Origin of the sequence: Lentisphaera profundi (assembly GCF_028728065.1) — a bacterium.
GTDB lineage: Bacteria > Verrucomicrobiota > Lentisphaeria > Lentisphaerales > Lentisphaeraceae > Lentisphaera > Lentisphaera profundi.
Genome location: NZ_CP117812.1, coordinates 2,484,808 through 2,511,420, shown reverse-complemented (window position 1 = coordinate 2,511,420; position 26,613 = coordinate 2,484,808). Strand labels below are relative to the sequence as shown.

Genomic DNA, 26,613 nt, shown 5'->3' with positions numbered 1-26,613 from the left:
TGATGGTGTTAGTGGTACTACAAAATTAACTAGACTAGAAGTTAATTTCTCTAAAGATGTAATCGCTAATGGCGGCCTTCATCCAACAGAAACAGGTCTGGTCAGATCAAACACTCCAGGGCCTGGTGGAGCTTACCGCAGTGGAGCATATACTATTCAAGCCTTAGAAGTTGATGAGTATGGTAACCCTTTACACAAGTTTGGCTCTGATGGAGCAGCTACATCTGGCTTACTCTGGGAAGTGACACTATTCTGGCACTATGATCCAAATAAAAAATAAGTTCTAGTTTTTCTCTAAGAGATATAAAAAGCCCCTTCATTGAAGGGGCTTTTTTGTTTTACTGGATAAGGTTAAATTTTTAAATTCATTAAATTGTGATGTGTTTTGTAATTATGTTCTTATGAAATGTTGAAGCTTGAATGGTCTGTAAGGTCTATATGTCTTGCTGAAAGGTTTAAATGAAGTTAAATTTAGGCAGATAATAATTTGGAGAAATTATGAAAAAAGTAAAAAAATCTTTTACGCTGATTGAGATGATGATGGTTTTAGGTATTATTGCTATTTTATTTGGCATTGGTACGGCAGTATTTACAATAGCCACAGGCAAATCGGAAATTGCCAAGGCCAAGAGTGACGTGGCGCAATTGACTGCTGCAGTGGAAATGTATTATGATCGCTGGGGTCAGTATCCTGATTCTAAGGATGGTGGAACGGATATAAATGAAGAGTTTCACTTTGGAGAATGGCTATCAAAGGTGGCGCCTATTGCGACTTTAAATAATGGTTGGACAGGAAAGCGACCTATGTTCATTAAATTCAAAGAGCAGGGCTTCGAGGTGAGTGACGAAGATTATGATGCCGAAACAGTGACCACGGGTGTTGTCGTCAGCGATCCATGGGGAACGCCTTATGGATATTCAATTGATGCAACGGGTGCATTTATTGTATATTCGGTAGGAACTTATGAAGTCGATGGTGCATTGGCAGCGGATTTAACTAATTCGGGCTGGGAGTTTAGTGATGCTAGTAATACGTATAGTTCAGAAGATGCACAAAAAGTAGGCATTATATCTAGTCACTTAAAGTAGTAGGTATTTATTCTCGTGAGGTGGTCACTTGCTAGAATTCGCATGTATGAGCGCTGCCCACGACAATATAAATATCATTATTTAGAGAGTCTCTATGCCTTTGATAAGGATAGAGGCTTTTTTGCTCGCCGCCTTTATGATAGGCGTCACCAGAAAAGTGTTGAGGATATTTTTAGATCTGTGGTCAACAAAATTATCCCTGTAGCTTTTATGGAAGGAGCAAGGACGACAGCACTCAACAAACAATTACGACGCGAATGTACTATTCAGCTTTTAGCTTACCCAGAAGCGGATCGTGAAAAGATAGAAGATGACTTATATCCCCGTTTCAGTCGCGTGATTGAAAGCCTCTTAAAGTGCGATGAGTTTAAATGGCTGACGGGACCAAAAGATATTCATGCAAATAACGAATTTGTGAATTTTGAAACCGATGGCGTGCAGGTGGATCTTTTTGTCACTTTAGCATGGCGTATCAAGCAAAAATTCAATATTCTTCGAGTTCAGCATGGAGAGCAGCAAGCGGATGTGGAGGCTATTGCTCTAGAAGCTTTGTATTTTAATCAGGCTTGGGGACAGGACTTAGATAGTTTTGAGTTTTGGAATTTAAGTATACATGAAGAAGCAGTAGTAATAAGCAAAGAAAAAATAGATTTATCTGTGCTGCTTGATGTGCGGGATAAGATTTTAGAGACGAGAAGCTTGCTGAATAATGAAAGAAATGATTTTCCATTCACAAAAGATATGGCATTATGTCAATCATGTAAGTATATGTCACTTTGTGAAAGATATGAATGAGAACAGGAATTAGGTTTTATCAGTGAATAATATTCAAGAGATTTACGAGAAAGTAAAAAGACGTGAAAGGATTAGCGAAGAGGACGCACTTCGATTGTACGAAGAGGGCGAGCTAGAAGTATTGCAGCAACTAGCACATCAAATCCGTATTGATAAGCATGATGACAAAGCATTCTACAATAGAAATATTCATTTTGAGCCTACCAATAAATGTGTCTACGCCTGTAAATTTTGTAGTTTTGCGAGAAAGCCTAAATCGACAGCAGAAGAAGGCGTTTGGGATTTTGGTACAGAAGAACTGAAGGTTCAGCTCGACAAATATCCCGTAGGAGCTTTGAGTGAAGTTCATATTACGGGAGGGGTACATCCCGATCGTGGGGTTGACTTCGGTGAAGAGCTAGTTTCTTTTATAAAGAAAGAGCGACCAGAAATTCACGTTAAAGCATTTACCGCAGTGGAAATCACCTGGATGGCAAAATTGAGTAAGCTTAGCGTCGCTGAAACTCTTAAGAAACTTAAAAAAGCGGGCTTAGATTCATTGCCAGGCGGCGGAGCCGAAATTTTTGATTCTGCTATTCGTCGAAAAATTGCAGGTGGTAAAGCTCCTGCCGATCGTTGGCTTGAAGTTCATAGAGAAGCGCATCGTGTCGGTCTCTCTTCAAATGCGACAATGCTCTATGGGCATATAGAAGACTATAGTCATCGGGTTGATCACATGTCGCGTTTACGCCAGCTACAAGATGAAACGGGGGGCTTTAATTCTTTTATACCCTTACGCTATCGCAATGAGAATAATAGCATGAGCAATCTTAAAGAAGTGAGCCTAGAGGAAGATATGAGGAATTTTGCCGTAGCTCGTATTTTCTTAGACAATATCCCCCATCTTAAAGCATATTGGGTTATGCTCGGAGTAGAGGAAGCTTTCAAGGCTTTGGATTATGGCGTGGACGATATGGATGGCACAGTGGATGATAGTACAAAGATCTATTCAATGGCCGGTTCAATTGAGAATCCAAGCTTAAGTCGCGAATATTTGACTTCTAGAATTGCTGATAGGGGCTTCAGAGCAATCGAAAGAAACTCGGTATACGAAGAAATTTAAGTTTATTTACGGTTTTACTCCTAACTTGGACTTTATGGGACTTAGTGCCCCTTGATTTAAGCAGTATTTTAAAACATACTTTGTCAAATTAGAAATGTACCTTAGGAAAAATCATGAACAGTAAAGAGAAATTCTCAAAAGTTCACTTTGTTTCATTGCTCGCTAGCTTAACGGCACTCATTCTCACAGCATCTTTGTATGCCTTAAAGCTGTGGTATCCCATAGAGATTTTTTCAAGTCTTATTTATCTGGGCGTATTCACTATACTGGTGGGGCTTATCGCATGGCAGAGCAATAGCTTAGAGTTCAAAATAATGCGTTTTAGCGATCAAGCTAAAAAAATATCTGGTGATGCACTTTTTGAAGAAGAAGAAGGGACTGACCTAGCCTTTGCTAGAAGGTCACTGATTTTTTTTGAACGTTACGTCGTTTCAATATTTGCTTTTGCAGTGGGTATTGGTACCCTGGTAGGATTGTACTACTTTTGGTCAAAGCTTGATATTGGCTTAGTCGATGGTTTAGATAAGAGAAGCTCAAATGCAGCGGCCATGATGATGGGCTTAGCTTCGGGTTACTTTATATTTGCTTCCTACGCAGGTGGAGTTTCTCGCGATGTGAATAGTTCGAAATTACGAGCCTTGTCTGGCTGGTTTTACTGTGCGGCCATTATGCTGTTTTTATTAGGCATTTTTGAAATCATGTCAGCCTTAAATCTATTTGATTATCGTAAACAAATTAATTATGTTTTTATAGTTGTCTTAGGAGCTTTAGCTCTAGAAATGGTCCTAGGTGTGATCATGGAATCATTCCGTCCACGTCACAGCGAAGATGAAAGAGCTTTTTTACTAGAAAGTCGTCTGCTTACAGTGATGACGAGTCCAGGTGGAATGGTATCAAACATCGTTCATGTGATCGAATACCAAACAGGTATACGCGTATCAGAGAATAGCTTCACTTTAGTTTTCAAAAAGGTGTTGGGGCCAATTGTACTTGTGCAGGTCTTATGGATATATATGCTTACGACAATGGTTGAGATTAAACCTGGCTATGCAGGGATACGAGAAAGCTTTGGCAAAGTAAGTCGAGATACTCAAGGAGAAGTTATTCAACTTCAACCAGGCTTGAACTTTAAGTTGCCATGGCCTTTGGGAAAAATTTCTATTTATAATGTTGATAAATTAAGTACTTTTACTGTAGGACAAGTTAAAACATCATCATCTGCTCTAGGTGAGCCACCGATGGAAGAAGATGAATATAAAATTTCTAATGAAGATAAAGTTCATGTTTGGGGTAGGAAATCTCATGGTGCTCATGACGAAGGTTATGAAGATTTTAATTACTTGGCCTCTGACGGAGCTAAGTCTGGGAATGTAAATAGTGAATCAACGAAAAATATGTTGACGATTAAGATCCCCGTACATTATCAGGTTAAGGATATTTATAAGTATCTATATAACTACAAGGAACCGCAATTAGTTCTTCAATCTTTAGCAGAGCAAGAGCTAGTTTCCTATATTGGTCAGACTGATTATCGTAGCTTCATGGGAAGTAATCGAACAGAAGCCTCTGATCATTTAAAGAAAATTATTCAAGATAAAGCTGATAAAAGTAATTTAGGAGTGAATGTCGTCTTCCTTGAGATAGAAGCCTCACACCCGCCTGTTGATACAGTATTAAGTCATGACCGAGTTATGGGTGCGGGCTTTGAAAGTGATGCAAAAATATTTAAAGCACAAACAAAAGCCAAACGTGAAATTAGTTCAGCCGAGAGTTATAAGAAGCAAATGCTTGAAGAAGCCAAGACTGAGAAGATACAGCGTATCGCCTTTGCTCGAGCCCAATCAGAACGTTTTAGGATTCAAGAAAGAATTTATGATAAGTCGCCCGATATTTTCAAATTGGTTTCTTATTTAGATTTTATTGAGCGCGACCTAAATGGCGTGCCAAAATACATTTTTAATTCGCCAAAAGCTGCGAAGAATATCATTATAAATTTTGAAAATAATAAAAACATTGGCTTACTTAAAAGCCTGAGTGTAGACGAGGATTAATTATGGAACAAAAAAAGAAAAAGAATCCTATCCCTATGATTGCAGTTTTATTAGTTGCAGTTGTTTTTCTAGGATCATCAGTTTGTCGCCAAGTATCTGAAAATGAATACTTGATTATCACTCGTTTTGGGAAAGTAAATAGAATTGCGGAACCAGGACTTACCTTTAAATTGCCCTATCCAATTGAGAATAGTATTTCTTTAGAGAAGCGATTGAATACATATGAGCGGCCACTCACTCAAACAAGCTTGAAAAACGCGAGAAGTTTAATGGTTTCTATGTATTGCATTTGGAGGATTTCGGATGCGGAAACATTCTTGAGAACTGTAAATACTAATTCGGAAGCACAAAATAACATACTCCCTAATATTATTGGTTCTGCGAGTGGCTCAATATTTTCCCGCTATGATTTAAATGATGTGATCACCACAGATGGAAAATCGCATAAATTGAGTGAGATTGAAAGTAAAATTGCCAGTGAAGCAAAGAGTAATGCTGAACAATACGGCATTGATTTAGTAAGTGTGGGGGTACGTCATTTAGGTTTGCCACCAAACAAAACTCAGCAGTCGCTAATCGAAAGAATGCGTCAAGAGCGTGAAGTCGAGGCTCAAAAGTACATTATCAAAGGTGAAACTGAAGCGCAAAAAATCATTAGTGAAGGTAAGGCTGAAGGACGTAAGATTCGCGATACAGCTTTAGCGGAAGCTGAGAGAATTCGTGCAGAAGGTGAAATGGAAGCGGCACAATATTATGCGGTGTTTAATAAAGCTCCAGAATTAGCGAGCTTTTTACTTAAACTCGAAGCTCTTAAATCTGCTTTAGCAGATGGAAAAACGGCTTTAATTCTCGATGTCAATACAAAGCCATTTGATTTGCTCAATGACGGGGCGATCAATGTTTTAGGTGAAGGAGCTCGCTAATGGCGCATGATCATCATGAGCATGGTGAGAGTTGCGAGCATCATGATCACTCACACGAACACCATGACAATAGCCAAGTAACAGGTGAAGCAGAAAAGGCAGTCGGTAAAGCGCTAACGTTTATTTTTACAGCAATGCGTTTCTTTATGCTCGTGCTCTTGTTTTTTGTTATTCGCAGTGGCTACTTTACGGTGGATTCCGGACAACAAGTTATTACTTTTAAGTTCAAAAAAATCATGATGCATGGTGGTGAAGGCTTTATTAAAGATGAAGGTTCAGTTCATTTGATTTTACCTAAACCTTTCGGAGAAGTCCTTAAATTCTCATCTGCCCACACACCACAACTTGTGAGTGGATCAAGCTTCTGGCCAAGTGGCGTAGGACAAGCATTGGGGGATTCGGCTCAAGCAGGAGATTCTACTGCAGATTTGATGATGGGCAATGATGGCTATGTTTTGACGGCCGACCAGTATCTGTATCATGTACGAGGACACTTAACTTATCGTGTAGTGAATCCAGTTCGCTACTATAAGAGTTTCTATTCAAAAAAATTAGATACTGAAGATGGTGATAAGCGCGCAAAGGATGTGTTGCGCAATATAATTGATAGAACACTGACGTTTCAAAGCTCAAGTTGGAGTGTTGACGAGGCACATTACGTTAGTCAGAACGAATTCATGCAGGAGTGTTTAGAATCAATTCGAAAAGAAGTGATGACCTTAAATTTAGGTATTGAGTGTGATCGCTTTGATATTAAACCCGAAGATAGGAAGCCTATTGCGCAATTATCAGGAAGTTTTGCAGGAGTATCTCGCTCTATTACAGATGCAAATAAAATAGTTTCTAAGGCGCAAGAGATGAAGGCAAAAATAATTTCTCAAGCTCGCCAAGATGCTTACTCTAGTGAACAAGATGCAGAAGTCTTTAAAAGCCGTTTGATTTCGTCATTAAAAAACCGAAGTGAAAAATTCTCAGCTTTTTTAAGTGTGTATGATAAAAAGAATCCAGAAAAATCTATTTTACCTTTTTATATGACGACCTTATCTCATGCTTTAAGAAAGGTGGAAAATAAATTTATTATCTCGGGCTCCGATAATCCGAATAACCAAATCCGTATAAAATTATCTCCATTTTCAAATGAAGATAAAAAGGGAGAGAAATAATGAGACCATTAGATAATTCCCAATTGTTCCACGATAAGCATGATCACGATCATCAAGAGGGATCGGATTGTTGTGGCGATGGCCATTCCCATGCACATGTAAGTGGGCCAGTGGTGATGCTCGGTGGAGCCTTGTTACTGAGCTCTTATATAGCAGATTCAATCTTTGGTGAAGGCTCTTTTCATGGGCAATTAACGGCTTTGGTATCAGCACTTTTATTAGGGATTCCCATCGTCAAGTCAGCCATTATTGATGTGATTAAAGGACGCTACTTCATGAATGAATTAGTAGCCTTAGCTTTACTCGCGGCATTTATAGGTGAAGATTTCAGAACGGCTGCTGCCGTCGCATTTTTCATGCTGATTGCCATTGCGATTGAGCACAGAACTGCTGCGGGAGCTCATGAATCAATTGAAGAAATTATTCGTTTAACTCCTCGCAAAGCTAAGAGACTTAGAGAAGATGCTTCTGAAGAAGAAGTTGATGCATTAGACTTGGCCTTAGGTGATAGAATCGTAGTAAGACCTGGTGATGCCTTTCCAGCTGATGGTGAATTAGTGAAGGGCTCGACAAGTGTTAATCAAGCATCGATTACCGGGGAATCGCTTCCTGTGGACTGTGAAGTGGGAGCAGAGATTTTTGCAGGTACTCAAAACTTAAGTGGCCTTGTTCATGTTAAAGTAACGCGCATTGGTAGTGACACGACTCTGGGTAAAGTAAGAAACCTGATTGAACAAGCGGAAAATGCTAAATTACCAGTGATGCGCATGATTGACCGTTACACAGCTTATTATTTGCCGACAATTATGATGATAGCGGCAGCCGTTTATTTCTTTAGTGGTTTTGATATGGATCGTGTCGTGGCAACCCTAGTGGTGGCCTGTCCTTGTGCTTTAGTAGTTGCAACTCCATCTGCATTGGTAGCATCCGTGGCAGCTTGTGCTCGTTTAGGTCTCCTTATTAAAGATGTAAGTGTGTTGGAATTAGCGGCAAAAGTTAACTCAGTGGTATTTGATAAGACTGGAACACTCACTTGTGGTGATTTAGCCGTGGTGAAACTCAAGCCTAGAGAAGGGATTGAACCAGCAGATTTATTAAAGGCGGCTGTTGTCGCTGAAAGCTCATCAAATCACCCTGCGGCTCGTGCGATTTTGCGTTTGGCAAGTGATGCTGGAGTAGAATTGCCAAAAGATGTCGAGTGTCAAGAAGTTCCAGGCAGAGGTGTTGAAGCTAGACTAGGGGATCAATTAATACGAGTTGGACGTCGTTCTTGGCTAGAGGAATCTGGTGTGGATTGCAGCGCTATTATAGTTAACCCCGAAGAAACTAAAGGTCGCAGTGTCGTTTATGTAGCCGATGGAGAAAAAGTTTTAGGTTGGATTGGTTTAAGTGATACGCTGCGTAAACAAGCACCGATCGCCATTAATTCTTTAAAGAAACTAGGTATCGAAGACTTAAATATGGTGACGGGTGATAGCGATTCTGTTGCAGTTAAAGTTGCCAAAGAAGTGGCTCTCAATAGAGTGAGTTCAGAATGTTTACCACACGAAAAAGTTGAGTACGTAGAACGCCTAAAATCAGAAGGTAAAATTGTAGCGGTAGTTGGTGATGGTGTCAATGATGCTCCTGCTCTAGCAGCGGGTCATGTAAGCATTGCTATGGGCGTTTCTGGTGCGGATATTGCAGTTAATAGTGCCTCAGTAGCCTTAATGAATAATGATTTACGTCGAGTTCCCTTCTTTATTAAATTGGCAAAGACAAATGCTTCCGTAATGATGCAAAATCTCTTCATTGGTTTAATATCAATTGTTGGCGGATTAGTCTTATCAACATTAGGTATTTTAGATGGTGTCAATGCAGCTATTATTCACACAATTTCAACTTTAATCATCATTGCGAACTCAGCAAGATTAGTACGCCAGGGTGAGAATATCGAAGAAAGTGAAACTGCGGAGGTTAGCTAATGAGTGAAACTGTAGTTGAAGTCAGTAATCTTAATAAAGTTTTCAAAGATTTCTGGGGTAGGCCCAAAGCTAAAGCCGTGAATGGTTTAAATTTCGAGATTAAAAAAGGTCAGGTATTTGGACTCTTAGGCCCAAATGGATCGGGTAAATCCACGACTATTAAGATGCTTTTAGGTTTACTCTTTCCAACCGTGGGCAGCGTTAAAATTTTTGGTGAAAAACCAAGTGATTTAGAAGTAAAAAAAAGAATTGGTTACCTTCCCGAGGAAACCACACTATATCGCTATTTAAATCCTGAAGAGATTCTTGATTTCTATGCTTCATTATTTAAAATCCCCAAAGCAGAACGAAAAAAACGTGTTGATCAACTCATCGAGATGGTGGGCTTAGAGCATGCACGGAAACGTCCTGTAGGAGAATTCTCAAAGGGAATGGCACGCCGCATAGGTTTGGCACAGGCTTTAATTAATGATCCCGATTTAATCATTTTAGATGAACCTACTTCAGGTTTAGACCCAGTAGGTTGTCGTGAAGTCAAAGACTTGATTCGCTTGTTAGCGAAAAGAGGAAAAACTGTTGTGTTGAGTAGTCATCTATTAGCAGATGTCGAAGATATAGTAGACAATGTCATTGTTATGTATGGTGGACACGCTCGCTCCAGTGGCCGCTTAGAATCTCTGCTTCAAGAAAGTGATAAGCAAACTTTAACATTTGAAACAAAAGATGATGCTCTGGTAGAAAAGATTCGCCTGTTTGTATCGAAAGAACTTGGCGAAGAACTTGAGGTAGAGCACCCCAAGCGCTCTTTAGAAGAAATGTTTCTACAAGTTATTAACGAAGCTAAGCAAGATAGTATTAGCACATACGGCGCTGAATATAGTGGCAAAGTAGCGGCTTATTTACAAGAGGAAGAAGTGGGAGATGTACTGGAGAAACTAAGTCAGGCCGACGTCATGGAAGACCTTGCTCCGGTAGTAGAAGTTGAGGTCAAGAAAGAAGTTTTACAGGAAGTTATGCAAGAGGAAATTCTTGATGAAACTCCGGTCATGAGTACTGAAGAACAGGGTGAAGAAAAGAAAGAAGAGATTAACGATAAACTCTCTAACTTACTTTAACTTTAGTTCTGCTAGATATTTTATAAAATCCATTTAGCTATCTCTAGGTAGCCAATAATTTTGATCTTGGAAGCTATATATCAGTAGAAATATCATTCAATATGTCCTAATTACAGTAAGTATTTCTATATGATGCATGAGTCAGACGTGATGGCTGATAATTTTCTCTCTGCCTAGCTGACTTTCAGAAGTCCCTCCTTACATAGAGCTTTTTCATTTCTATGCAAAGAAATGATGAGAGCATCAAATTCTTGAGTACTAATTATTTGAGGGCTTTTTATTAAAAACAATAAAAGTTGTGCCTCAGCAGAAAAGTCGCTAGGGGGCTTGTCTTTTGCTTTCAATAAAAGTTTTTGTAATTTGATGATGAAGCTTTTCTTAATTGAATTCTTAGCTTTTAAAGCCTGCTGGTATTCTTTTTGTAAATTAATCATTTTAATCTCTTATTGTGTTGTTATGGGCAAAAAAAAGCCCCGCAGATATTTCTGCGGGGCTTTTGAAAATGTGGTGGAATTATTCTTTCAATTAAAACCTGTTGCACATGTCCATGACCCCGCGGTCGTATAATGCTTAAGCATTGCGACTGTGGTGTTCCAACGATATGTAGTGCAAGATGTGTTCATTCGAAATTATCCAAAATTAGTTTGTTGGCTTTACAGTTGAGAGTTTTTTGATAATTTCAAGTCACTTTGGAATAAAAAAAAACTGTCGCCCTGCTTGGGAGTGTCAATAGGAGGGAGGGAGTGTGCAGAACGACAGTTGAATGTATGAGAAGCTCTCCTTCTCTAATTGTAGTATATGGTCCATCTATATATAACAAAAGCTTTAGATGTAAGTCTTTGTGAAAGTGTTGTTAGTCGCACAGGTGAAGCTAATGAAATTAATATTATAGTTGTATTTTAAAGAAGTCAGGGAAAAATGCTTTTCTTTTACTGAATTAGAGTTCATTCGAGCTATATTACTAAAATTTTATAAGGATATTTTATGGCTGAAATTGCTCAAATCACATTAGATGGTCCAGCTGCATCGGGTAAAAGCTCAGCAGCGCAAGGACTTGCCAAAGAACTCAATGCATATTTTGTTAATACAGGAGACATGTATCGAGCATTAACCTCAGTCGTTTTGTCAAAAGGGATAGACCCAGAGACTCAGCCTGAAGAGATTGAAAAAATTCTCCCCGAACAAGATATTCGTTATGTCTCAGGTGAAGGACTAGAGCTATTATTACAAATAAACGGTCAGCTTGCTCAAGCTTCTCAGGTACGCTCACCTGAGGTTGCTGCAAAAGTTAGTTTAGTAGCAAAAGTGCCAGCAGTGCGTCAGTGGTTGGTGAAAAGACAGCGTCAGTCAGCAGAATTAGGTTTGATTGTTATGGAAGGACGAGATATTGGAACGGTGGTTTTTCCAGAGGCTAAATTCAAATTTTATGTGAGTGCATCACCACTGGTACGTGCACAGAGACGTTTAGTTCAAGAAGGAGAAGTTTCTGAAGGTGCGACAGTAGAAAAGGTAGCTGCGGAAATAGCAAAGCGAGATGAGATGGATATGAATCGTGCTGTGTCTCCCTTGAAGCCAGCGGAAGATGCGATCAAGGTGGACACCTCTGATTTACCACTAGAAGAAGTTATTAGCTTGATGGCTACAATTGTTCGTAAAGGTTTAAGTTAGGATAAATCATGGTTAATGCTGAGATTAGCTATAGGGTTCCTTATGCAGATACAGATCAAATGGGAGTCGTGTACTACGCCAACTTTTTTGTCTACTTTGAGCGAGTGCGCAATGAGCTTTTGAGAAACATGGGTTTGCCCTATACACTTTTGGAGTCAGATGGTTTAATGTTACCTGTAGCGTCAGCAAATTGTGATTACAAAATGCCTGCTAAATATGATGATGAGCTTCTTATAAAAGCAAGTATTACTGAATTGAAGGGCTGTCGGATGTTGGTGACAAATGAGGTGTATAATCAAAATGGCGACCTTTTAGTAATAGGCGGAACAACTCATTGTTTTGTGAGTTCAGATACCCGTCGTCCGGTGAAAATACCTACGCAAGTCTTGACACTATTCAATAATTATGAGGAGAAGAACTAATGTCTAATTATGCAAAAGCAGTCTCTATGATTTTAGATAAAAATCAATTAGATCCCGATAAGAAAATAATTGATGATCAAGAAGTCGGGGCCAATGTATTGTATTCAAAGTATATGGGTGAATGGCAAGAAAAGTTATATCCTGAAGTGGTCGATGCAGTGAAGTTAGCGGCAAGAGCCCAACACATTTGTCGTTGGGAACTCAAAAGAGTAGACTTTCCGGAAGGCAAAGCAGGGTATTTTAAATGGCGTACAACTTTAGCTAAACTGCACGCACAAATTTTATCAGAAATAATGGATGAATGCGATTACTCTCTAACGGAGATAGATCGTGCAAAAGAAGCATGTCAGAAGAAAAATTTTAAAAATAACGAAGATAGTCAATGTGTAGAAGATTGTGCGTGTATGGTTTTCCTCAATTATTATTTTGATGACTTTATAGCAAAGCATAGTGACGAAAGGCTCATTGATATAGTTGGGAAGACTTGGGGGAAAATGAGTGAAAAAGCTCATGACGCAGCGCTGAAACTAGATTTGTCAGAGAAAGCTTTGTCAATTGTCAAAGCGGCTTTGGGTGCATAAATGGCAAGAAAAAAACATGTAAAAGGCAATGCGAAAGCCAAAGAAAAATTCATGCAGATTTTTGCCGAAGTTAGATGGCAGCATCGCCATGATACAGAGGCTCAATGTGAGCATTTTGTGGAGTGTGGTGGTTGTGACTTACAAGAGCATTCTTATGGGCAGCAAGTTGCAATAAAAAAACAAGCTTTAGAACGATTGATAAAAGAAACTCCTGGGATGTCGTCTTTGGCGAAGTTAGAGGTGGAAGCTATTTCATCCCCTCGTGATTATAAGTATCGCCAAAGAATGGACTTCATTGTCACTCCAGAGGGCTCTGGGCAAAGACGTGGGGATGGTAAAAAAGGGATCGTAGCATTAACGGAATGCCTCTTGGTGGAGGATGAAAATTATGCGATGTATCAAAAGACACTAGAGCTAAGTCGTGACCTTTCCTTAGAGGCTTATAATCAAAATGATTATAGTGGCTGTTTACGTTATATTATAATCCGTCGTACTCGTAGTGGAGAGCAATTAATCTCCTTATTAACTACAAGTACGGCAAGCGAAGAAGTCGTAGCAAAAATTGCTGAAAAATTATTAGCAGAGGGTGTTGATTCAGTTTATTGGAACGTGAACGATAGTCGCCTCGATGATAGTTTAGGGGAATGTCGCAAATTCTGGGGGAAAGAATTTATCAATGAAACACTTCTCGGACGTGATTTCATTTTAGGCCCCTTAACTTTTTTTCAAGCGAACCATGAAGTAGCTTCCGCGGCATATTCTTCAGTAAGAGATTTTATTAAAGAATCTAAAGCGAAAAATATTCACGATCTTTATTCTGGTACATGTACCATGCCGGTAATCTTCAGTGATTTAGTGGATACAATTACAGCAGTAGAAAATTTTTCTGAAAATGTACGTATGGCAGAAATGAATCTAGAAGCCAATAAAATTACGAATGTCAATTTCATTGAACAGGATGTAGCGGAATTTCTTCAGCAAGAAGATTTAGAAATGGAATTCTCTGTTTTGAATCCCCCTCGTAAAGGGATGCATGAACAGGCTTTGCGGAGAATCTTAGAATTAGCTCCGGATAATCTGGCTTATCTCTCTTGTAGTCCCCGCTCATTACTGGAAGATTTGGGGATACTTTTTCGAGAATATAAACCTGTTAAACTACAATTATTTGATATGTTTCCTCAAACAGAACATTTCGAAACACTGGTATTGTTGACAAAGAAAGATCGTTAAATTACTACTTTTGTCAGTAGAAATAATTATGGAATCAAAGTAATGAGCGCAGCAGTAGTCGTAGAAAATACAGAAGAGGTGAAGCCTCTTATTGCGTTGTCATACCAAATGGCCCATGCTGAAGGTCAGGACCTTATCATCATTGTCATTAGGAGAATTAAGCAAGATGAAACTTCTGTTGACGAGATTAATTTAGCTGAATACGAAGGGAAAGCGGGTGTTTTAGGTCAAGTATGTGAGCGTATTGCTAGAGAACAAAGACGCATTTTAACTCATGCCGCAAGTCCGAATGAAAATTTCACTGAAGTTCCCGAGGCCGAGTTTATTCCTAAAATTTCCTGTCTGCAAATCAGTGGAGAACGCTATACAAAAGTCGTGATGAAATTGTTGTCATCAAATAAATGTGGACAATTATTTTTGGCGAAGCGAGCGATTGGTAGTACAGAGCACTACACCGATAAACTTTTCAAATTGGCTCCGTGCTCAACTACTATTGTCCGTCCAGGCAAAGCCGATGTAGGAAGAATTCAAAAGATTTTAATTCCTTGCTCTGGCGGACCCCATGCATTAGATGCTTTAAAGCATAGTTATTCCTTGGTGAAATCGCAAGGTACCCATGTTCATCCTCTCATAGTTAAGCCCCCTAGCAGTCAAGTAGATATAATGGAAGAAGTTGGAATATACCAACTCGATAAAATGCTTAAGTCTATTGGCTTAGAATTGGATGGCCATTATTTAAAAGGCTGTGTCGCACATAATAAAGATGTGTTGAAGGGAATTGCTGAAACGGCAGAAGATGGTTATGACTTTGTCGTTGTAGGGATCTCTTCGGGAGGTTCATTACAAAAAACACTTTTTGGAGATATGGCTGCAAAGCTCATAGAAACTAATAAAGATATATCAGTCGCAGCACATCGCGTCGCCAAGGATCGTTTCGAACGCTTCAAAGATCGTTTTGAATACTACTGTAACTTGGCCGTGCCTCAATTGACTCGTGAAGGAAGAATAGCCTTACACGAAGGCTTACTGATGAACTCGACGTGGAACTTTGATTTCATTTCCTTGATGTTATTATCAACTTCCATTGCCGCCTTGGGTTTAATTAGTAATTCTGTTGCTGTGGTTATTGGCGCGATGTTAGTAGCACCCTTGATGACGCCTATTTTGGCTGCGGGACTCGCCTTAGTACAGGGTAATATCCCGATGATTATTAATGCATCACGATCAATTTTATTCGGTTTTTTAGCATCTTTGGGAATCAGTTTTTTGATAGGTTTATTCACTCCGATGGAACATTTGACGAGTGAAATATTGTCCCGTGGGACTCCACGAATGGCCGACTTATTTATTGCCTTTGTGTCAGGTATTGCTGCCGCTCACTGTATGACGCGAACGCATCTTTCGGCAGCTTTGCCGGGAGTTGCCATTGCCTCAGCCTTAGTCCCACCGATAGCATCAATTGGCATTGCCTTATCTAAAGGTATTTCAGCGACGGTACAAGGAGCGACGGTTTTGTTTATTACTAATGTAATTTGTATTGTCCTGGGATCTGCACTGACATTTTATGCAGCAGGCATTAGGGCGCGTCCCGATCAATCCAAGAATCGAGTGGTTAAACGATTGTATCTAATTTTGATATTTTGTATGACCTTATTGTGCATACCTTTGAGTTCACGCTTGGTGAAGTATGGGGTTAAAAAATTCAGCGATAGTTCATTGCCCAATCGGGAAGAATTTATACAAATGACTCAGCCGACTTTAGATAAGTATAATATTCCTAAAGTAAGTAAAATAAGCTATAAAAATTTAGGGGATAATAAGTTGAGTGTCTGGGTTTGGGTACAGGTAGGTCATGTACCAGACCGAGCCATCTTAGATGATATGGAGGCGATTTTAAGTAAAAATCTTAAACGTGAAGTCAGTGTAAGTATTTGGCCTGAGTTTGTTATGTCAAATCATGAGGTTGACGATTAGTCTAATCGCTGGTTTCAAGGAGTTCTGCTTGATCCAATTCAATATCGGCTTTGATTAAAACTTCTTTTGCCATTGCCTTTTTACTTTTGATCCCGAGTTCTTCTAAGCTTTGACAGGTGCGAATTAAATTTCCACGTCCGGTCATTAGTTGACCTTCTGCACTATCGTAAGCTTTTTGCGCATGCTCAATGCCCTTGCCTATTTTCTGAAAACTATCTACGTAGCCAACAAATTTTGTGTAGAGAGCTTCTGCTTTGTCAACAATAGCTTGGGTGTTTTTGTTTTGACTCTCAAATTGCCAGATTTTACTGATCGTACGCAAGGTGATCAAAAGAGTCGATGGGCTTACAAGCATAATATTTTTCTTGTAAGCATCTAGGAAAAGTTTTTCATCTGCTTCTACAGCTAAGCGAAAAGCGCCTTCGACTGGCATGAATAGTAGTACATAATCAAGGGAATTAATACCTGGTAGGTTTTCATACGATTTCTCAGAAAGTTCTTTTATGTGATTTTTAACTGAATCCAAATGTGCTTTTCGCAAATTGAGTCTTTCTTTTTCATCTGTTGACGAGCAGTGTTTTTCATAGGCCACTAAGGAAACTTTGGAATCAATAATGATTTGTTTCTCATCGGGAAGATGAACAACCGCATCGGGCTGGTAGCGTTTGCCATCAAGGGCAGTTTCAGTTACTTGTGTGAAATATTCTGAACCCTTACGTAAACCAGAGGCTTCAAGGACGCGTTCAAGGATGAGTTCACCCCAAGTTCCACGAGCTTTAGAATCTCCCTTTAATGCATTTGTAAGTTGTAAGGCATCCTCACTCATGCGCGTATTGAGTTCTTTTAAACTCTTGATTTCTTTTTCCAAAGAAAAGCGTTCTTGAGCTTCTTTATTGTAACAATCTTGAACCTGTTTCGAGAAATTTTGTATTTGTTCTTTTAGTGGATTGAGCGTGAGGTCGAGTTTCTCTTTGTTGGCCTGGCTTTGGTTTTTATTTTGCTCATTAAAAATTTGGCTTGCAATTTCTTTGAAATTTCGTGTGAGTTCTTCTTTGCTTACTTTGAGTGTGCTTAACTTCTCATCGTGAAGGCGACGGTCCGCTTGGAGCTGTGTTCTGAGTGTGGCATTAGCACTTAGTAGCTCTTGGAAATCAGATGTGGTTTGTTGAGCCTCCTCTTCTACACGGTTGAGTAAATTTTGTTTTTCCGTGAGTAAACTTTGGGCACTCGATAATTGATTTTGCGCAGTGCGCAAGTCTTGCTCCGTCTGCTTTGCTTGAGTTTTGACTTGGGAAAGAGATTCATTTTCGTGACGAAGTTTCTGGAGTTCTAATTCAAACTCACGGGGGATTTCTAGCTTAGTTTTTTTAGTGAAGAAAATGAGAATTGCGCCAATAAAAAAACCAACAATGAGAGCGAGAAATATTTCCATATTTATTCCGAGATTAAATTATTGATGGCTTCTACCGTGTGATGAACTGCGCCTTTAGCACTGTCGATAATTTTTTTACCACGTTGACCATGTAAAGCTTGTTTTTGCGGATCTTGCAAAAGCGTTTCTAGCGTAGTAGCTAATTGTTCTGCGGAGCATTGGATCCCGGCATCAGCCTGTTGGCATAGTTGATAGAAGCCAGGTTGCGAAAAAGTCCATGGACCATAGACAAAAGCTTTTTCATAGAAGGCAGGTTCGAGGAAATTATGACCGCCAACTTTATCAGTAAACGTACCACAAACAATGCCTATGGATCCTATTTGGTAAAGTTTCATTAGCACTCCCATTTGATCCACAAGCAAGATCTCGTCACTCTTTGCGCCTGCCGTGATTTGCGAAGCTCGCGAAAATGGAGTTCCTGATTTCTCTAAAATAGAAGCCACTTTATCAAAGCGTTCGGGGTGGCGTGGAACAATAATAGTTTGTAAACCAGGGAATTTGATTTTGATTTCTTGATGAACCTTTAAGGCAAGTTCTTCTTCTTCCGCATGAGTTGAGCCAAAGATTAGGCAATGATCTAAGCTTTTGTGATTAAGACCTAGAGATTGGGTAAAATTATTTAATTCATCTTGATTAAGGTGAGGGATTTTTGAATCGAGTTTGATATTACCGCACACAGTAATGTCTTGATCTTTGATACCCATGTTTTCAAAACGCTGTTGGTAGCTATCTGATTGAACGAAAAAATGTTTTATGGGATCAAAGAGTAGATGACCAAACTGAGTAAATTTCTTGTATGAACGTAAGGATGATTCAGAAAGCTTACCATTGACGAGGAAGCAGGGGATATTACGACTGTGAGCACTGTGAAGATAATTAAGCCAGAGGTCATTTTCGACGACGATAACAGCATCTGGCTGGATGATTTTGAAAAGTTTATTGGTGAAAGGCCATAGGTCGTAGGGGAGGTATAAATGGCCATCAATATCTTTGAGTTTAGCGGCGACAGCTTGTCCCGTTTCGGTCACGGTGGAGACGAAGATGCGGCAATTAGGATCCTGAGCTTTAAATTCTGTGGCGAGGGTTCCTGCTACTTGGGTCTCGCCAACTGAGACACTATGGATGAGGAAAGTCTTTCTGCTTTTGTCTGCTTGTGGGTATTTTTGAAAACCAAGGCGCGGAAGGGTACTCTCACGATATTTGCTCCCCATAATCAGACGAATGATATGGATGGGAGAATAGAGTACTAAGAAGAGTGTAACGAGAGTGTTATAAAGGAGAAAAGTCATACAGCGAGGAACCTAATTCTGTTTAGACTTAATATTGGTACTTAATTCATTTGAACAAATTCTATTCGGGCATAAATTCGACCTTATTTACAATTATTTTCTATATGAAATCACAAGGAATCAATATGTCTAAACCAAAAGCTATTTTATTATTCGGCCCTCCAGGTGCAGGAAAAGGTACAGTTGGAGCTAAATTAACTAATGTTAGTGGTAATTATCATCTCTCAACTGGTGATATTTTTCGTGGCCTACCTCCAGAAAGTACTAATGGTAAAGTATTTTACAGCTACGCGAATGAAGGCAAGCTCGTTCCTGATGATGTAACAATTGAAATTTTCTGGCGTTACGTTCAAGGTCTTATGGACACTAATAAATTTGATCCTTCAAGTCAGTATATTTTCCTTGACGGCATGCCGCGTACCGCCGAGCAAGCTAAAATCCTCGATCAATACGTTGACGTAGTGAAAATCATTTCTCTTAAAATCACTAATGATGAAGAGATTTTTGAACGTCTTGCGAAGCGCGCAAAAATTGAAAAACGCGCAGATGATGCGGATAAATCAATTGTGATGAATCGCCTGGCTCAATATCGCGAAAAAACTCAAGTTGTTTTGGATCATTACGATGATGCGATCATCGCAGAATTTGATGCACAAAAGAGCCCACTAGAAGTTTTGCGCAATGTTCTTGATGGAACTTTAGATGTGCTAAATCAAAGCCCGTCAGAAGTCTAAGATGGGACTCACTACGGCATTCAAAGCTTTTTTCTCGATTCTTGGGAATGGTGAGAAAGCAGATCTTTGGGAAAAAGTTTGCGAAGGTAAACTCATTGAAGATAGCCAGCTTAAAGACTTAGAAAGTGAAGTCGAAAAGTTGGAAGCTTCATTGAGCACTGGCGAAAATGAACTGACTAAAGTTAAAGAAGAACTCAAGATAGCGAGTTCTAAAAATGACCGTAGTGATGCTATTTATACCCTCACGCTCTTGCAGCGCGAGGGGCGTTTGATCGACTTTTTGAAAGAAGATATTGGTCCTTATAGCGACGAACAAGTGGGGGCGGCAGTACGTCAAATTCACGAAGGTTGTGGCAAGGTATTAGAAAAGTATTTCAAAGTAGAGTCACTTGTGGACTCTGCCGAAGGTGATGAAGTTGAAGTGCCAAAAGCTTATGATCCGGCCAAGTATAGTTTAAGTGGTCAAGTTAGTGGCGAGGGCCCCTTTAAAGGTTCACTAGTTCACAAGGGTTGGTTGGCCTCTAAATTGACTTTACCAGAAAGAACGAAAGATACCGATACTTCAGTGATATGCCCATCTGAGGTGGATATCTAATGGAGTTTTCCCTGTTTAAATTGCCGATAAAGGTAAAGAACAGCTTCTTCTTTTTGATTGGTTTCTTATCATTAATGTGGGGTAGAGTACAAGGTCAGACCGATTTAACGATTTCTCTATTATGGTTTATTACACTATTCACAGCAATTCTCACTCATGAATTGGGGCACGCCCTATTTGCTCGCTGGTATGGTATGAAACCTCGTATTGAGATTCATGGAATGGGTGGAGTTACAATATGGCAAAGCATGAAGCGCCTTGATTTCCGTCAAAGATTTTTGATTAGTTTTGCAGGGCCGGGTACAGGACTTGTATTAGCCGCGCTATTTTATGCCTTGCTTCAAACACCTAATTTACCTCCATTATTAAAAACGTTATTAAGCATGCACCTGAATGTTTATGTCTTTTTAAATTTAATGAATCTATTACCTATTCGTCCACTAGATGGAGCGGAAGTACTATCGACAATGATAGGCTGGAAAAATGGTACAGTTAATGAACAAATGATAGATAAAGTTTCATTTGTAACAGCAGTGGGATGTGCGGTTTTCGCGTATATGAATGGGATGCCAATTTTAGCAATGATGGCAGGTTACTTAGGCTGGCGTTCATATAACTTGGCAAATCCAAGTGCTCGCAGATAAACTTAGTCCTGCATGGCATAATGCTTTAGGGCTTGAAGATAGTTATTATACCGAGCTAGAAAGTTTTTTAGAAATAGAACGTAAAGAATTCAAGATCTATCCCGAGCAAAAAGACCTCTTTAAAGCGTTTGATTTTTGTGATTTCTCAAAAGTACGTGTGGTGATATTGGGGCAAGACCCCTATCATGGTCCAGGCCAGGCAATGGGCTTATCTTTTTCGGTTCCTCGCGGAAATAAAATTCCTCCTTCATTAAGGAACATTTATAAAGAACTCGATAGCGATCTGCAGATAAGTCCTGCAATGGATGGCGATTTAAGTCATTGGGCAGAGCAGGGAGTATTATTACTCAATACGAGCTTAAGTGTCCGTGATTCAGAGCCTGGTTCACATTCCAAAGGTTTATGGGAGAAGTTCTCTGCACAGGTTTTACAAAGCTTATCTGATCAGCGCAAGGACTTAGTGTTTGTTCTCTGGGGAGCCCATGCTCAGGGGCATCGGGAATTGCTAGATGAGCAAAATCATTTGATTATTGAATCCGCTCACCCCTCGCCCTTTTCAGCTCATCGCGGCTTCTTTGGTTCAAAACCATTTTCGCAAATCAATCAGCACCTAGAGCTATCAGGACAAAAACCTATTGATTGGCGTTTGGAACAATTGCTATTTTAAAGGCTTTTAAATCTGAGCGTTATTAAACTTCTGAATACTAAAATAGATATTTGCACAATGGATGGTGTCGAGTATTTTTAAGCTAAATATTAAATTAGATGAATGAGGATTTACGTATGCCAAGCACGAGTGATAATGATTCTAAAAATGAAGAATTGAACCAGAGTATTTCGCCTGATAAGCTTGATGTAGAATCCACTCAAGATGCTTCGCCAGAAATCGATGTGCTCGATGTCGAGCAAGTTGATAAACTTACGGATGAGTCACAAAACAAAGAACTCGCTCAAGATGCTTCGCCAGAAGTCGATACGCTCGATGTCGAGCAAGTTGATAAACTTATGGATGAGACCCAAAACAAGAATCCAATGGATGGGGTGACACTCAAAATTATCCTTATTAACCTTGAAGAATATTACGGATGGAAAGGTCTAGGCGAACGCATAGATATACGTTGTTTTAATCATGATCCATCAATGAAGTCGAGCCTTAAATTTTTGCGTAAGAATGAATGGGCGCGAAAAAAAGTTGAAGCTCTTTACGAATTGACCTTTCTATGAATAGTAGATTTACATAAATATTTTGTTTATGACCTATGAGGAGGTTATTTAGCTTTGTGAATAAAGGAACGTAAATGAATATAGATCCAATTATTTTTGACAAGTTAATCAAGACTCTCATCGTTTTGCTTTTGAGTCTGGTACTTCGTTTCCTCATACAGAAACAAATATGCCGTTCTTCGCTTAAATCTGCGGCCCTGCGCCAACGATGGACGATTCAATTGCGAAACGCCTGCTTTTTCATTTTTCTATTTTGCTTGCTCGTAATATGGGGCGAACAAATTCAGAATTTACTCATCTCTTTACTTGCTGTTTTAGCCGCCATAGTTTTAGCCACTAAAGAATTAATATTATGCTTAATGGGTTCTGTTCTCAAAGCGGGAACAAATTCTTTTTCTTTAGGGGATCGTATTAGCGTCGGCGAATATAAGGGCCTTGTGGTTGATCAAACTTTGCTATCAACAACTTTATACGATACGGGAACTAGTGAAAATAACGATTTTTTCACAGGTAAGACCATAGTTATTCCCAACAGCTTGTTTTTAGCTGTTGGAGTTATTAATGAAAATAATACAGCCACTTATAAGTTGTATACTCTTGAAATTAAATTGTCTAAAATTAAGCATTTAAAAACTATTGAAAATGGCTTGAGAGAAAAGATGGATAAATTGGCAACTCAAGATATCGACTCGGCTTTTGAGAGTATTAAAAAGCAATTTTCCGTTGGAGAACTTACGAAAGAAATGTGTGAGCCTAAAATAGTCATTATTGATTATGATGGAAAGATGGTGAAGCTCTTATTAAGATTTATTATCGAAACTAATAAAGCTCCAGATATAGATCAAGAATTGCTGAGATTCCATTTTGATCAACTAGAGGAACTGGGTCTTTTAGGACAAGACGAGCAAGAGTAGCCAAGTAAAAACTATTACCTCGCTAACTTTAGCTATGAGTATCTTTTAATGCTTTATCTTCGTCGTCTTTGAGGCTTGGGTGTTTGACGTGACCTAGGATTTGTGAGCTATAGATACTGGAATGACCTGAGAAAATATATGCGACAACACAAGAGAGACCGAGGTAGACGCCTATTTGTGCTCCAAAGAGTTCTATGCCCATAAGTGTACAGGCAATCGGTGTATTAGTTGCGCCAGAGAAGACTCCGACAAAGCCAATGGCAGCGAGTAGTGCGAGAGGCAAGGGGATAAATAGTGAGAGTGCAGAACCCAAGGTCGCTCCAATAAAAAAGAGAGGAGTGACTTCGCCACCTTTGAAGCCTGCTCCAAGAGTGAAGGACGTGAAAAGAAGTTTAAGTGCAAAGTCGTAGGGCATCATTTTTTCAGTAAAAGAGCTTTCAATTACAGGGACACCCAAGCCGATATATTTGGTGAAGTCAACGGATGTTAAGCTCAGACCCCAGAACGCAAGTGCGAGGATGATGCCACCAATAAAAGGTCTAAGGGGTGGGTAGGAAATTTTTTTGGAGAATAACGCACTCCAAAAGTGATTAGCTTTCGAAAAAAGCATCGCGGCCCAGCCAAAGAGGATGGCAGCAAGAAAAGTAAAAAATAAATTTGCGGGGGTGATACCAAGAGCGTCTGGGTGGAGGTAGTGAGTATGGTTAATAATCGCTGGATACTTCCATTGAATACAGACTTGGTCGGCAATAATTGCAGAAAGGAAGGCGGGTAAAATAGCTTGGTACTGAACTCGTCCAATAACGTAGACTTCTAGGGCAAAAACAGCTCCGGCTAAAGGGGTGCCAAATACAGCAGAAAAGCCTGCGGCAATTCCCGCAATGAGAAGAAGCTTGCGCTCGGCTTTATCGAGTTTAAAAACTTTACTAAATTGATCGGCAATAGAACCACCCATTTGTACAGCCGTACCTTCACGTCCAGCAGAGCCTCCGAAAAGATGTGTGGCAATAGTGCCTAGCGCCACGAGAGGAGCCATACGCAAGGGGATGACTTTACTAGGTTTTATGACTTCGTCTAAAAGTTGATTATTTCCCTTAACTACATTTTGCCCTAAATAGTGATAGGTGAGGCCAATGCAAAGACCTCCAAGTGGGAGGAACCAAATAATCCACATGCGATCATCGCGAAAATTTCCGGCCCATTCGAGACCCATAAGGAACCAAGCAACAGCAGAGCCAACTAGAGTCCCCACAATAATAGATATCAGAAGCCACTTACATAAGTGACCTGCATCTTTAAATTGTGTGGAGAGTTGCTTTTTCATTTAGCGTTTAAATTCAACCCAAGTTACGGCATCACCTGCAGGATCCTCGGAGAGGTCAGGGCAGTAAAAGCGTTGGATGTATTTTTGTGCAGCAAGATGTTTATGAACAGCTCGACGCAATTGACCAGTGCCACGGCCATGAATGACTTTGACTTGATCGTGGTTACTGCCATAAGCAGAAGATAACCAGTTATCCAATTCTCGTAAAGCGGCTTCTGCATACATGCCAATGAGTTTTATTTCCATGGAAACGTTATTGCTTACGTGATAACTTTGCTTCGCTTGCTTGATCTTTGGCTTTCTGACTTCAGGAACTGATTCAGCAGTACCCAATTCACTGCGTTTAATAGTGATTTGCATGCCATCAGCATCGAGCAGGAATTGCTTACCCTTTTTTTCGACTTTAATAATTTTGGCGTGACTTTGAAGTTTTTCGACCCAAACTTTGTCTCCTTCTTTGAGCTCTTGATCTTTGATCGGCTCGACGGGAGTGACTTGGTTATTATCTAAGGCAGTACGCAAGCCATCGCGTTTCTGGATGATTTGTTTGCGAAGGTCGCTAATATCGGTATCGGGTTGATGTTTTTTGAGCTTGCGTTCGATTTTTTCCACATGGCTACGAGCGTTATTGAGAATGCTCTCGGCTTCTTTTTGCGCTTGTCGCAAAATATCTTTACGCTCGCGGCGCAGAGTGGTAAGTTCTTCTTGAACACTAGCCGCTTCTTTTAAGGCGGTGTCACGACTTTTTTGAGCTTCACGCGCATCTTGTTGCATTTGACTTTGTTGCTTCTGCAATTTACCAATAACATTCTCGAGTTTGAGCTCTTTATCAGAAAGGAAGCTCTTAGCATCTTTTAAAATATCGTGAGGAAGACCGTGATTACGGGCAATCTCAATAGCATGACTCGCACCAGGGATGCCAATATCGAGGATATACTCAGGTCTCAGGCTTTCGCGATTAAAACGCACAGCGGCATTCATCATACCTTCGCGTTCTTGAGCAAAGACTTTGATCGCACCAATATGCGTAGTTAGCAGTGTGAGTGACTCACTTTTGGCTAAATCCATGAGGATGGCATTGCCTAAAGCTCCACCTTCCACTGGATCAGTACCTGAACCAAGTTCATCGAGTAGTATCAAACTCTGTTTTTGACGAGCTGATTTCAGGATAGCACTGATTGATTTGAGGTGAGCAGAAAATGTCGAGAGATTTTGGCTGATAGATTGCTCATCACCGATGTCGGCCAAGATGTCTTCAAATAAGGGTAGCTCAGAAAATTCATTCAAAGGCACGGGCAGTCCGCTTTGATGCATAATGCTCAAAAGTCCGATTGTTTTTAGAATTAAAGTTTTGCCACCAGTATTGGATCCCGTTACTGCAAGAGTGGTGAGATCCGAGGGGAGTTCCATGTTTAAAGGGACGAGATGGTCTTCGTGCCCCTGCTCCTTGAGCGTTTTAAATAGGAGAGGGTGACGCGCATTGATTAATTTAAAGACTTTACCAACTTTGGGAAAACGAGCATTGACTTCAGAGCTCCATGCTTCTACTGCGAAGCATTGATCGCAAAGAGTGAGAGTCTTGAAAGCCTGGAGCAAATCGGGTGTTTCACTACGAATATATGAACAGAGTTCTTGAATGATTTTAAAGATGATTTTGCGTTCGTCGCTGAGCATGCCGGCGCGTTCATTGCCAAGGGCAACAATAGATTCCGGTTCGATGAAAATAGTTTGACCCGTGGCGGATTCATCGTGAACAATGCCTTTGAGTTTACTTTTTTGATCTCTTTTTAAAGGAAGACAAAAACGATCGTTTCTAGAAGTAATATATTTTTCTTGGAAAATCTCATTTTTGTCATTTTTTAGATAGTAATCCAAACGATTTTTGATTGCCTTTTCACACTTGCGAATCATGGGACGGATTTCAGCGAGCTCCTTAGAAGCGCTATCTTTGATGTGATCTTTAGCATCAAAAATTTTATTGAACTCATCTCGGAGCTCACGAAAGGGAAGGATACGCTCATGAAGTTCACGGATGCTGTCGAAAGCTTTTAATGACTCTTTGTTAAAGCAAGAATACATTTGAGCGGAGTAATGAATAAAGCTCCGCACTTCAATAATTTCGTCGGGCTCAATCCAAGAATCTTCGGCATTGAGACGTTTCAGATCAGGAAGAGAGAAATTGCTACAGGGGATACCTTCGGGAATGAGCTGGGTGACGGCATCGAAATCTTTGTAAAGTTGCTGCCGACGCGGGACTTTTGCCGAACTTGGCTGAAGACGTGAAATAGACATTTTTCCGGAAGTGCTTCTTGCATAAGAGGCTATCCAGTTTAAGAGATCGGGGAATTCTAGGATTTTTTGACTGTGTTGATTCATACGG

At 39.9% G+C, this 26,613-nt stretch carries 24 protein-coding genes; 19 read left to right on the top strand and 5 right to left on the bottom strand.

Annotated features, from left to right (window positions below; all coding sequences use genetic code 11):
- The first annotated feature begins 498 nt into the window (after positions 1-498).
- The 8 genes from PQO03_RS21420 (at position 499) to PQO03_RS21385 (ending at position 10,202) form a co-directional block, all read left to right on the top strand.
- The gene (locus PQO03_RS21420) at positions 499-1,089 is read left to right on the top strand and encodes a prepilin-type N-terminal cleavage/methylation domain-containing protein (protein ID WP_274153250.1); all 591 of its coding nucleotides are present in this window, start codon (positions 499-501) and stop codon (positions 1,087-1,089) included.
- 180 nt (positions 1,090-1,269) lie between these two features.
- The gene (locus PQO03_RS21415; protein ID WP_274153249.1) at positions 1,270-1,884 is read left to right on the top strand and encodes a hypothetical protein; all 615 of its coding nucleotides are present in this window, start codon (positions 1,270-1,272) and stop codon (positions 1,882-1,884) included.
- A 22-nt stretch (positions 1,885-1,906) separates the two neighbouring features.
- Positions 1,907-2,986 carry an aminofutalosine synthase MqnE gene (gene mqnE, locus PQO03_RS21410; protein ID WP_274153248.1) on the top strand — a complete coding sequence of 360 codons (1,080 nt, stop codon included), beginning with the start codon at positions 1,907-1,909 and terminating at the stop codon, positions 2,984-2,986.
- Between the two features lie 113 nt (positions 2,987-3,099).
- The gene (gene hflK / locus PQO03_RS21405; RefSeq protein ID WP_274153247.1) at positions 3,100-5,037 is read left to right on the top strand and encodes a protease modulator HflK; all 1,938 of its coding nucleotides are present in this window, start codon (positions 3,100-3,102) and stop codon (positions 5,035-5,037) included.
- Between the two features lie 2 nt (positions 5,038-5,039).
- Positions 5,040-5,960 carry a protease modulator HflC gene (gene hflC, locus PQO03_RS21400; RefSeq protein WP_274153246.1) on the top strand — a complete coding sequence of 307 codons (921 nt, stop codon included), beginning with the start codon at positions 5,040-5,042 and terminating at the stop codon, positions 5,958-5,960.
- Positions 5,960-7,123: an SPFH domain-containing protein gene (locus PQO03_RS21395; RefSeq protein ID WP_274153245.1), complete on the top strand. Its 1,164-nt coding sequence runs from the start codon at positions 5,960-5,962 to the stop codon at positions 7,121-7,123. Before hflC ends, PQO03_RS21395 begins: the two co-directional genes overlap by 1 nt.
- Positions 7,123-9,087: a heavy metal translocating P-type ATPase gene (locus PQO03_RS21390; protein ID WP_274153244.1), complete on the top strand. Its 1,965-nt coding sequence runs from the start codon at positions 7,123-7,125 to the stop codon at positions 9,085-9,087. Before PQO03_RS21395 ends, PQO03_RS21390 begins: the two co-directional genes overlap by 1 nt.
- Entirely contained in the window at positions 9,087-10,202 is a 1,116-nt protein-coding gene (locus PQO03_RS21385) for an ABC transporter ATP-binding protein (RefSeq protein WP_274153243.1), read from the top strand. The genes PQO03_RS21390 and PQO03_RS21385 overlap by 1 nt, the downstream gene beginning before the upstream one ends.
- A 173-nt stretch (positions 10,203-10,375) precedes the next feature.
- Here PQO03_RS21385 and PQO03_RS21380 read toward each other — a convergent pair whose 3' ends face one another.
- A complete protein-coding gene (locus tag PQO03_RS21380) occupies positions 10,376-10,636 on the bottom strand; it encodes a hypothetical protein (protein ID WP_274153242.1) in 261 nt (86 codons plus the stop codon).
- 550 nt (positions 10,637-11,186) lie between these two features.
- Here PQO03_RS21380 and cmk point away from each other — a divergent pair.
- Genes cmk through PQO03_RS21355 form a run of 5 tightly spaced genes read left to right on the top strand, consistent with a single transcriptional unit; the run spans position 11,187 to position 16,077 of the window.
- A complete protein-coding gene (cmk, locus tag PQO03_RS21375; RefSeq protein ID WP_274153241.1) occupies positions 11,187-11,870 on the top strand; it encodes a (d)CMP kinase in 684 nt (227 codons plus the stop codon).
- Positions 11,871-11,878: 8 nt separating this feature from the next.
- Positions 11,879-12,292 (top strand): acyl-CoA thioesterase, encoded by a 414-nt coding sequence (locus tag PQO03_RS21370; protein ID WP_274153240.1) that lies wholly within the window; start codon positions 11,879-11,881, stop codon positions 12,290-12,292.
- Positions 12,292-12,873 (top strand): DUF4202 domain-containing protein, encoded by a 582-nt coding sequence (locus tag PQO03_RS21365; protein WP_274153239.1) that lies wholly within the window; start codon positions 12,292-12,294, stop codon positions 12,871-12,873. Before PQO03_RS21370 ends, PQO03_RS21365 begins: the two co-directional genes overlap by 1 nt.
- Positions 12,874-14,103: a 23S rRNA (uracil(1939)-C(5))-methyltransferase RlmD gene (gene rlmD, locus PQO03_RS21360; protein WP_274153238.1), complete on the top strand. Its 1,230-nt coding sequence runs from the start codon at positions 12,874-12,876 to the stop codon at positions 14,101-14,103. It abuts the gene before it with no gap.
- A gap of 42 nt (positions 14,104-14,145) precedes the next feature.
- Complete coding sequence (locus PQO03_RS21355; protein WP_274153237.1) at positions 14,146-16,077, top strand: DUF389 domain-containing protein; 1,932 nt, start codon at positions 14,146-14,148, stop codon at positions 16,075-16,077.
- Position 16,078: 1 nt separating this feature from the next.
- Here PQO03_RS21355 and PQO03_RS21350 read toward each other — a convergent pair whose 3' ends face one another.
- Together PQO03_RS21350 and PQO03_RS21345 are read right to left on the bottom strand one after the other, a co-directional pair.
- Positions 16,079-17,509, bottom strand: coding sequence for a DNA recombination protein RmuC (locus PQO03_RS21350; RefSeq protein WP_274153236.1), 1,431 nt, complete (start codon positions 17,507-17,509; stop codon positions 16,079-16,081).
- 2 nt (positions 17,510-17,511) lie between these two features.
- Positions 17,512-18,798, bottom strand: coding sequence for a 3-deoxy-D-manno-octulosonic acid transferase (locus PQO03_RS21345; protein WP_274153235.1), 1,287 nt, complete (start codon positions 18,796-18,798; stop codon positions 17,512-17,514).
- Positions 18,799-18,923: 125 nt separating this feature from the next.
- Here PQO03_RS21345 and PQO03_RS21340 point away from each other — a divergent pair, with 125 nt between their 5' ends.
- The 6 genes from PQO03_RS21340 to PQO03_RS21315 all read left to right on the top strand — a co-directional run bounded on the left by PQO03_RS21340 (position 18,924) and on the right by PQO03_RS21315 (position 22,909).
- Entirely contained in the window at positions 18,924-19,532 is a 609-nt protein-coding gene (locus PQO03_RS21340) for an adenylate kinase family protein (protein ID WP_274153234.1), read from the top strand.
- Position 19,533: 1 nt separating this feature from the next.
- Positions 19,534-20,127, top strand: a complete 594-nt coding sequence (locus PQO03_RS21335) for a DUF2760 domain-containing protein (RefSeq protein ID WP_274153233.1) — start codon at positions 19,534-19,536, stop codon at positions 20,125-20,127.
- Positions 20,127-20,771, top strand: a complete 645-nt coding sequence (locus PQO03_RS21330) for a M50 family metallopeptidase (protein ID WP_274153232.1) — start codon at positions 20,127-20,129, stop codon at positions 20,769-20,771. The genes PQO03_RS21335 and PQO03_RS21330 overlap by 1 nt, the downstream gene beginning before the upstream one ends.
- Positions 20,758-21,438, top strand: a complete 681-nt coding sequence (locus PQO03_RS21325) for a uracil-DNA glycosylase (protein WP_274153231.1) — start codon at positions 20,758-20,760, stop codon at positions 21,436-21,438. Before PQO03_RS21330 ends, PQO03_RS21325 begins: the two co-directional genes overlap by 14 nt.
- Before the next feature lie 116 nt (positions 21,439-21,554).
- Positions 21,555-21,995: a VF530 family protein gene (locus PQO03_RS21320; protein WP_274153230.1), complete on the top strand. Its 441-nt coding sequence runs from the start codon at positions 21,555-21,557 to the stop codon at positions 21,993-21,995.
- 74 nt (positions 21,996-22,069) lie between these two features.
- Positions 22,070-22,909: a mechanosensitive ion channel domain-containing protein gene (locus PQO03_RS21315; protein WP_274153229.1), complete on the top strand. Its 840-nt coding sequence runs from the start codon at positions 22,070-22,072 to the stop codon at positions 22,907-22,909.
- Positions 22,910-22,937: 28 nt separating this feature from the next.
- Here the strand turns inward: PQO03_RS21315 and PQO03_RS21310 are convergent, their stop codons facing one another.
- Both PQO03_RS21310 and PQO03_RS21305 read right to left on the bottom strand, forming a co-directional pair.
- Complete coding sequence (locus PQO03_RS21310; RefSeq protein WP_274153228.1) at positions 22,938-24,233, bottom strand: voltage-gated chloride channel family protein; 1,296 nt, start codon at positions 24,231-24,233, stop codon at positions 22,938-22,940.
- A complete protein-coding gene (locus PQO03_RS21305; protein ID WP_274153227.1) occupies positions 24,234-26,609 on the bottom strand; it encodes an endonuclease MutS2 in 2,376 nt (791 codons plus the stop codon).
- Positions 26,610-26,613 lie beyond the last annotated feature (4 nt).

Excerpts from the sequence above, each read along its gene's own strand:
- PQO03_RS21330 (WP_274153232.1), top strand. The coding sequence starts at position 20,127 with ATGGAGTTTTCCCTGTTTAAATTGCCGATAAAGGTAAAGAACAGCTTC.
- PQO03_RS21420 (WP_274153250.1), top strand. The coding sequence starts at position 499 with ATGAAAAAAGTAAAAAAATCTTTTACGCTGATTGAGATGATGATGGTT.
- cmk (WP_274153241.1), top strand. The coding sequence starts at position 11,187 with ATGGCTGAAATTGCTCAAATCACATTAGATGGTCCAGCTGCATCGGGT.
- hflK (WP_274153247.1), top strand. The coding sequence starts at position 3,100 with ATGAACAGTAAAGAGAAATTCTCAAAAGTTCACTTTGTTTCATTGCTC.
- PQO03_RS21335 (WP_274153233.1), top strand. The coding sequence starts at position 19,534 with ATGGGACTCACTACGGCATTCAAAGCTTTTTTCTCGATTCTTGGGAAT.
- PQO03_RS21310 (WP_274153228.1), bottom strand. The coding sequence starts at position 24,233 with ATGAAAAAGCAACTCTCCACACAATTTAAAGATGCAGGTCACTTATGT.
- PQO03_RS21350 (WP_274153236.1), bottom strand. The coding sequence starts at position 17,509 with ATGGAAATATTTCTCGCTCTCATTGTTGGTTTTTTTATTGGCGCAATT.
- PQO03_RS21315 (WP_274153229.1), top strand. The coding sequence starts at position 22,070 with ATGAATATAGATCCAATTATTTTTGACAAGTTAATCAAGACTCTCATC.
- PQO03_RS21305 (WP_274153227.1), bottom strand. The coding sequence starts at position 26,609 with ATGAATCAACACAGTCAAAAAATCCTAGAATTCCCCGATCTCTTAAAC.
- PQO03_RS21390 (WP_274153244.1), top strand. The coding sequence starts at position 7,123 with ATGAGACCATTAGATAATTCCCAATTGTTCCACGATAAGCATGATCAC.
- PQO03_RS21385 (WP_274153243.1), top strand. The coding sequence starts at position 9,087 with ATGAGTGAAACTGTAGTTGAAGTCAGTAATCTTAATAAAGTTTTCAAA.
- PQO03_RS21380 (WP_274153242.1), bottom strand. The coding sequence starts at position 10,636 with ATGATTAATTTACAAAAAGAATACCAGCAGGCTTTAAAAGCTAAGAAT.
- hflC (WP_274153246.1), top strand. The coding sequence starts at position 5,040 with ATGGAACAAAAAAAGAAAAAGAATCCTATCCCTATGATTGCAGTTTTA.
- PQO03_RS21355 (WP_274153237.1), top strand. The coding sequence starts at position 14,146 with ATGAGCGCAGCAGTAGTCGTAGAAAATACAGAAGAGGTGAAGCCTCTT.
- PQO03_RS21365 (WP_274153239.1), top strand. The coding sequence starts at position 12,292 with ATGTCTAATTATGCAAAAGCAGTCTCTATGATTTTAGATAAAAATCAA.
- rlmD (WP_274153238.1), top strand. The coding sequence starts at position 12,874 with ATGGCAAGAAAAAAACATGTAAAAGGCAATGCGAAAGCCAAAGAAAAA.
- PQO03_RS21320 (WP_274153230.1), top strand. The coding sequence starts at position 21,555 with ATGCCAAGCACGAGTGATAATGATTCTAAAAATGAAGAATTGAACCAG.
- PQO03_RS21340 (WP_274153234.1), top strand. The coding sequence starts at position 18,924 with ATGTCTAAACCAAAAGCTATTTTATTATTCGGCCCTCCAGGTGCAGGA.
- PQO03_RS21395 (WP_274153245.1), top strand. The coding sequence starts at position 5,960 with ATGGCGCATGATCATCATGAGCATGGTGAGAGTTGCGAGCATCATGAT.
- PQO03_RS21370 (WP_274153240.1), top strand. The coding sequence starts at position 11,879 with ATGGTTAATGCTGAGATTAGCTATAGGGTTCCTTATGCAGATACAGAT.
- PQO03_RS21345 (WP_274153235.1), bottom strand. The coding sequence starts at position 18,798 with ATGACTTTTCTCCTTTATAACACTCTCGTTACACTCTTCTTAGTACTC.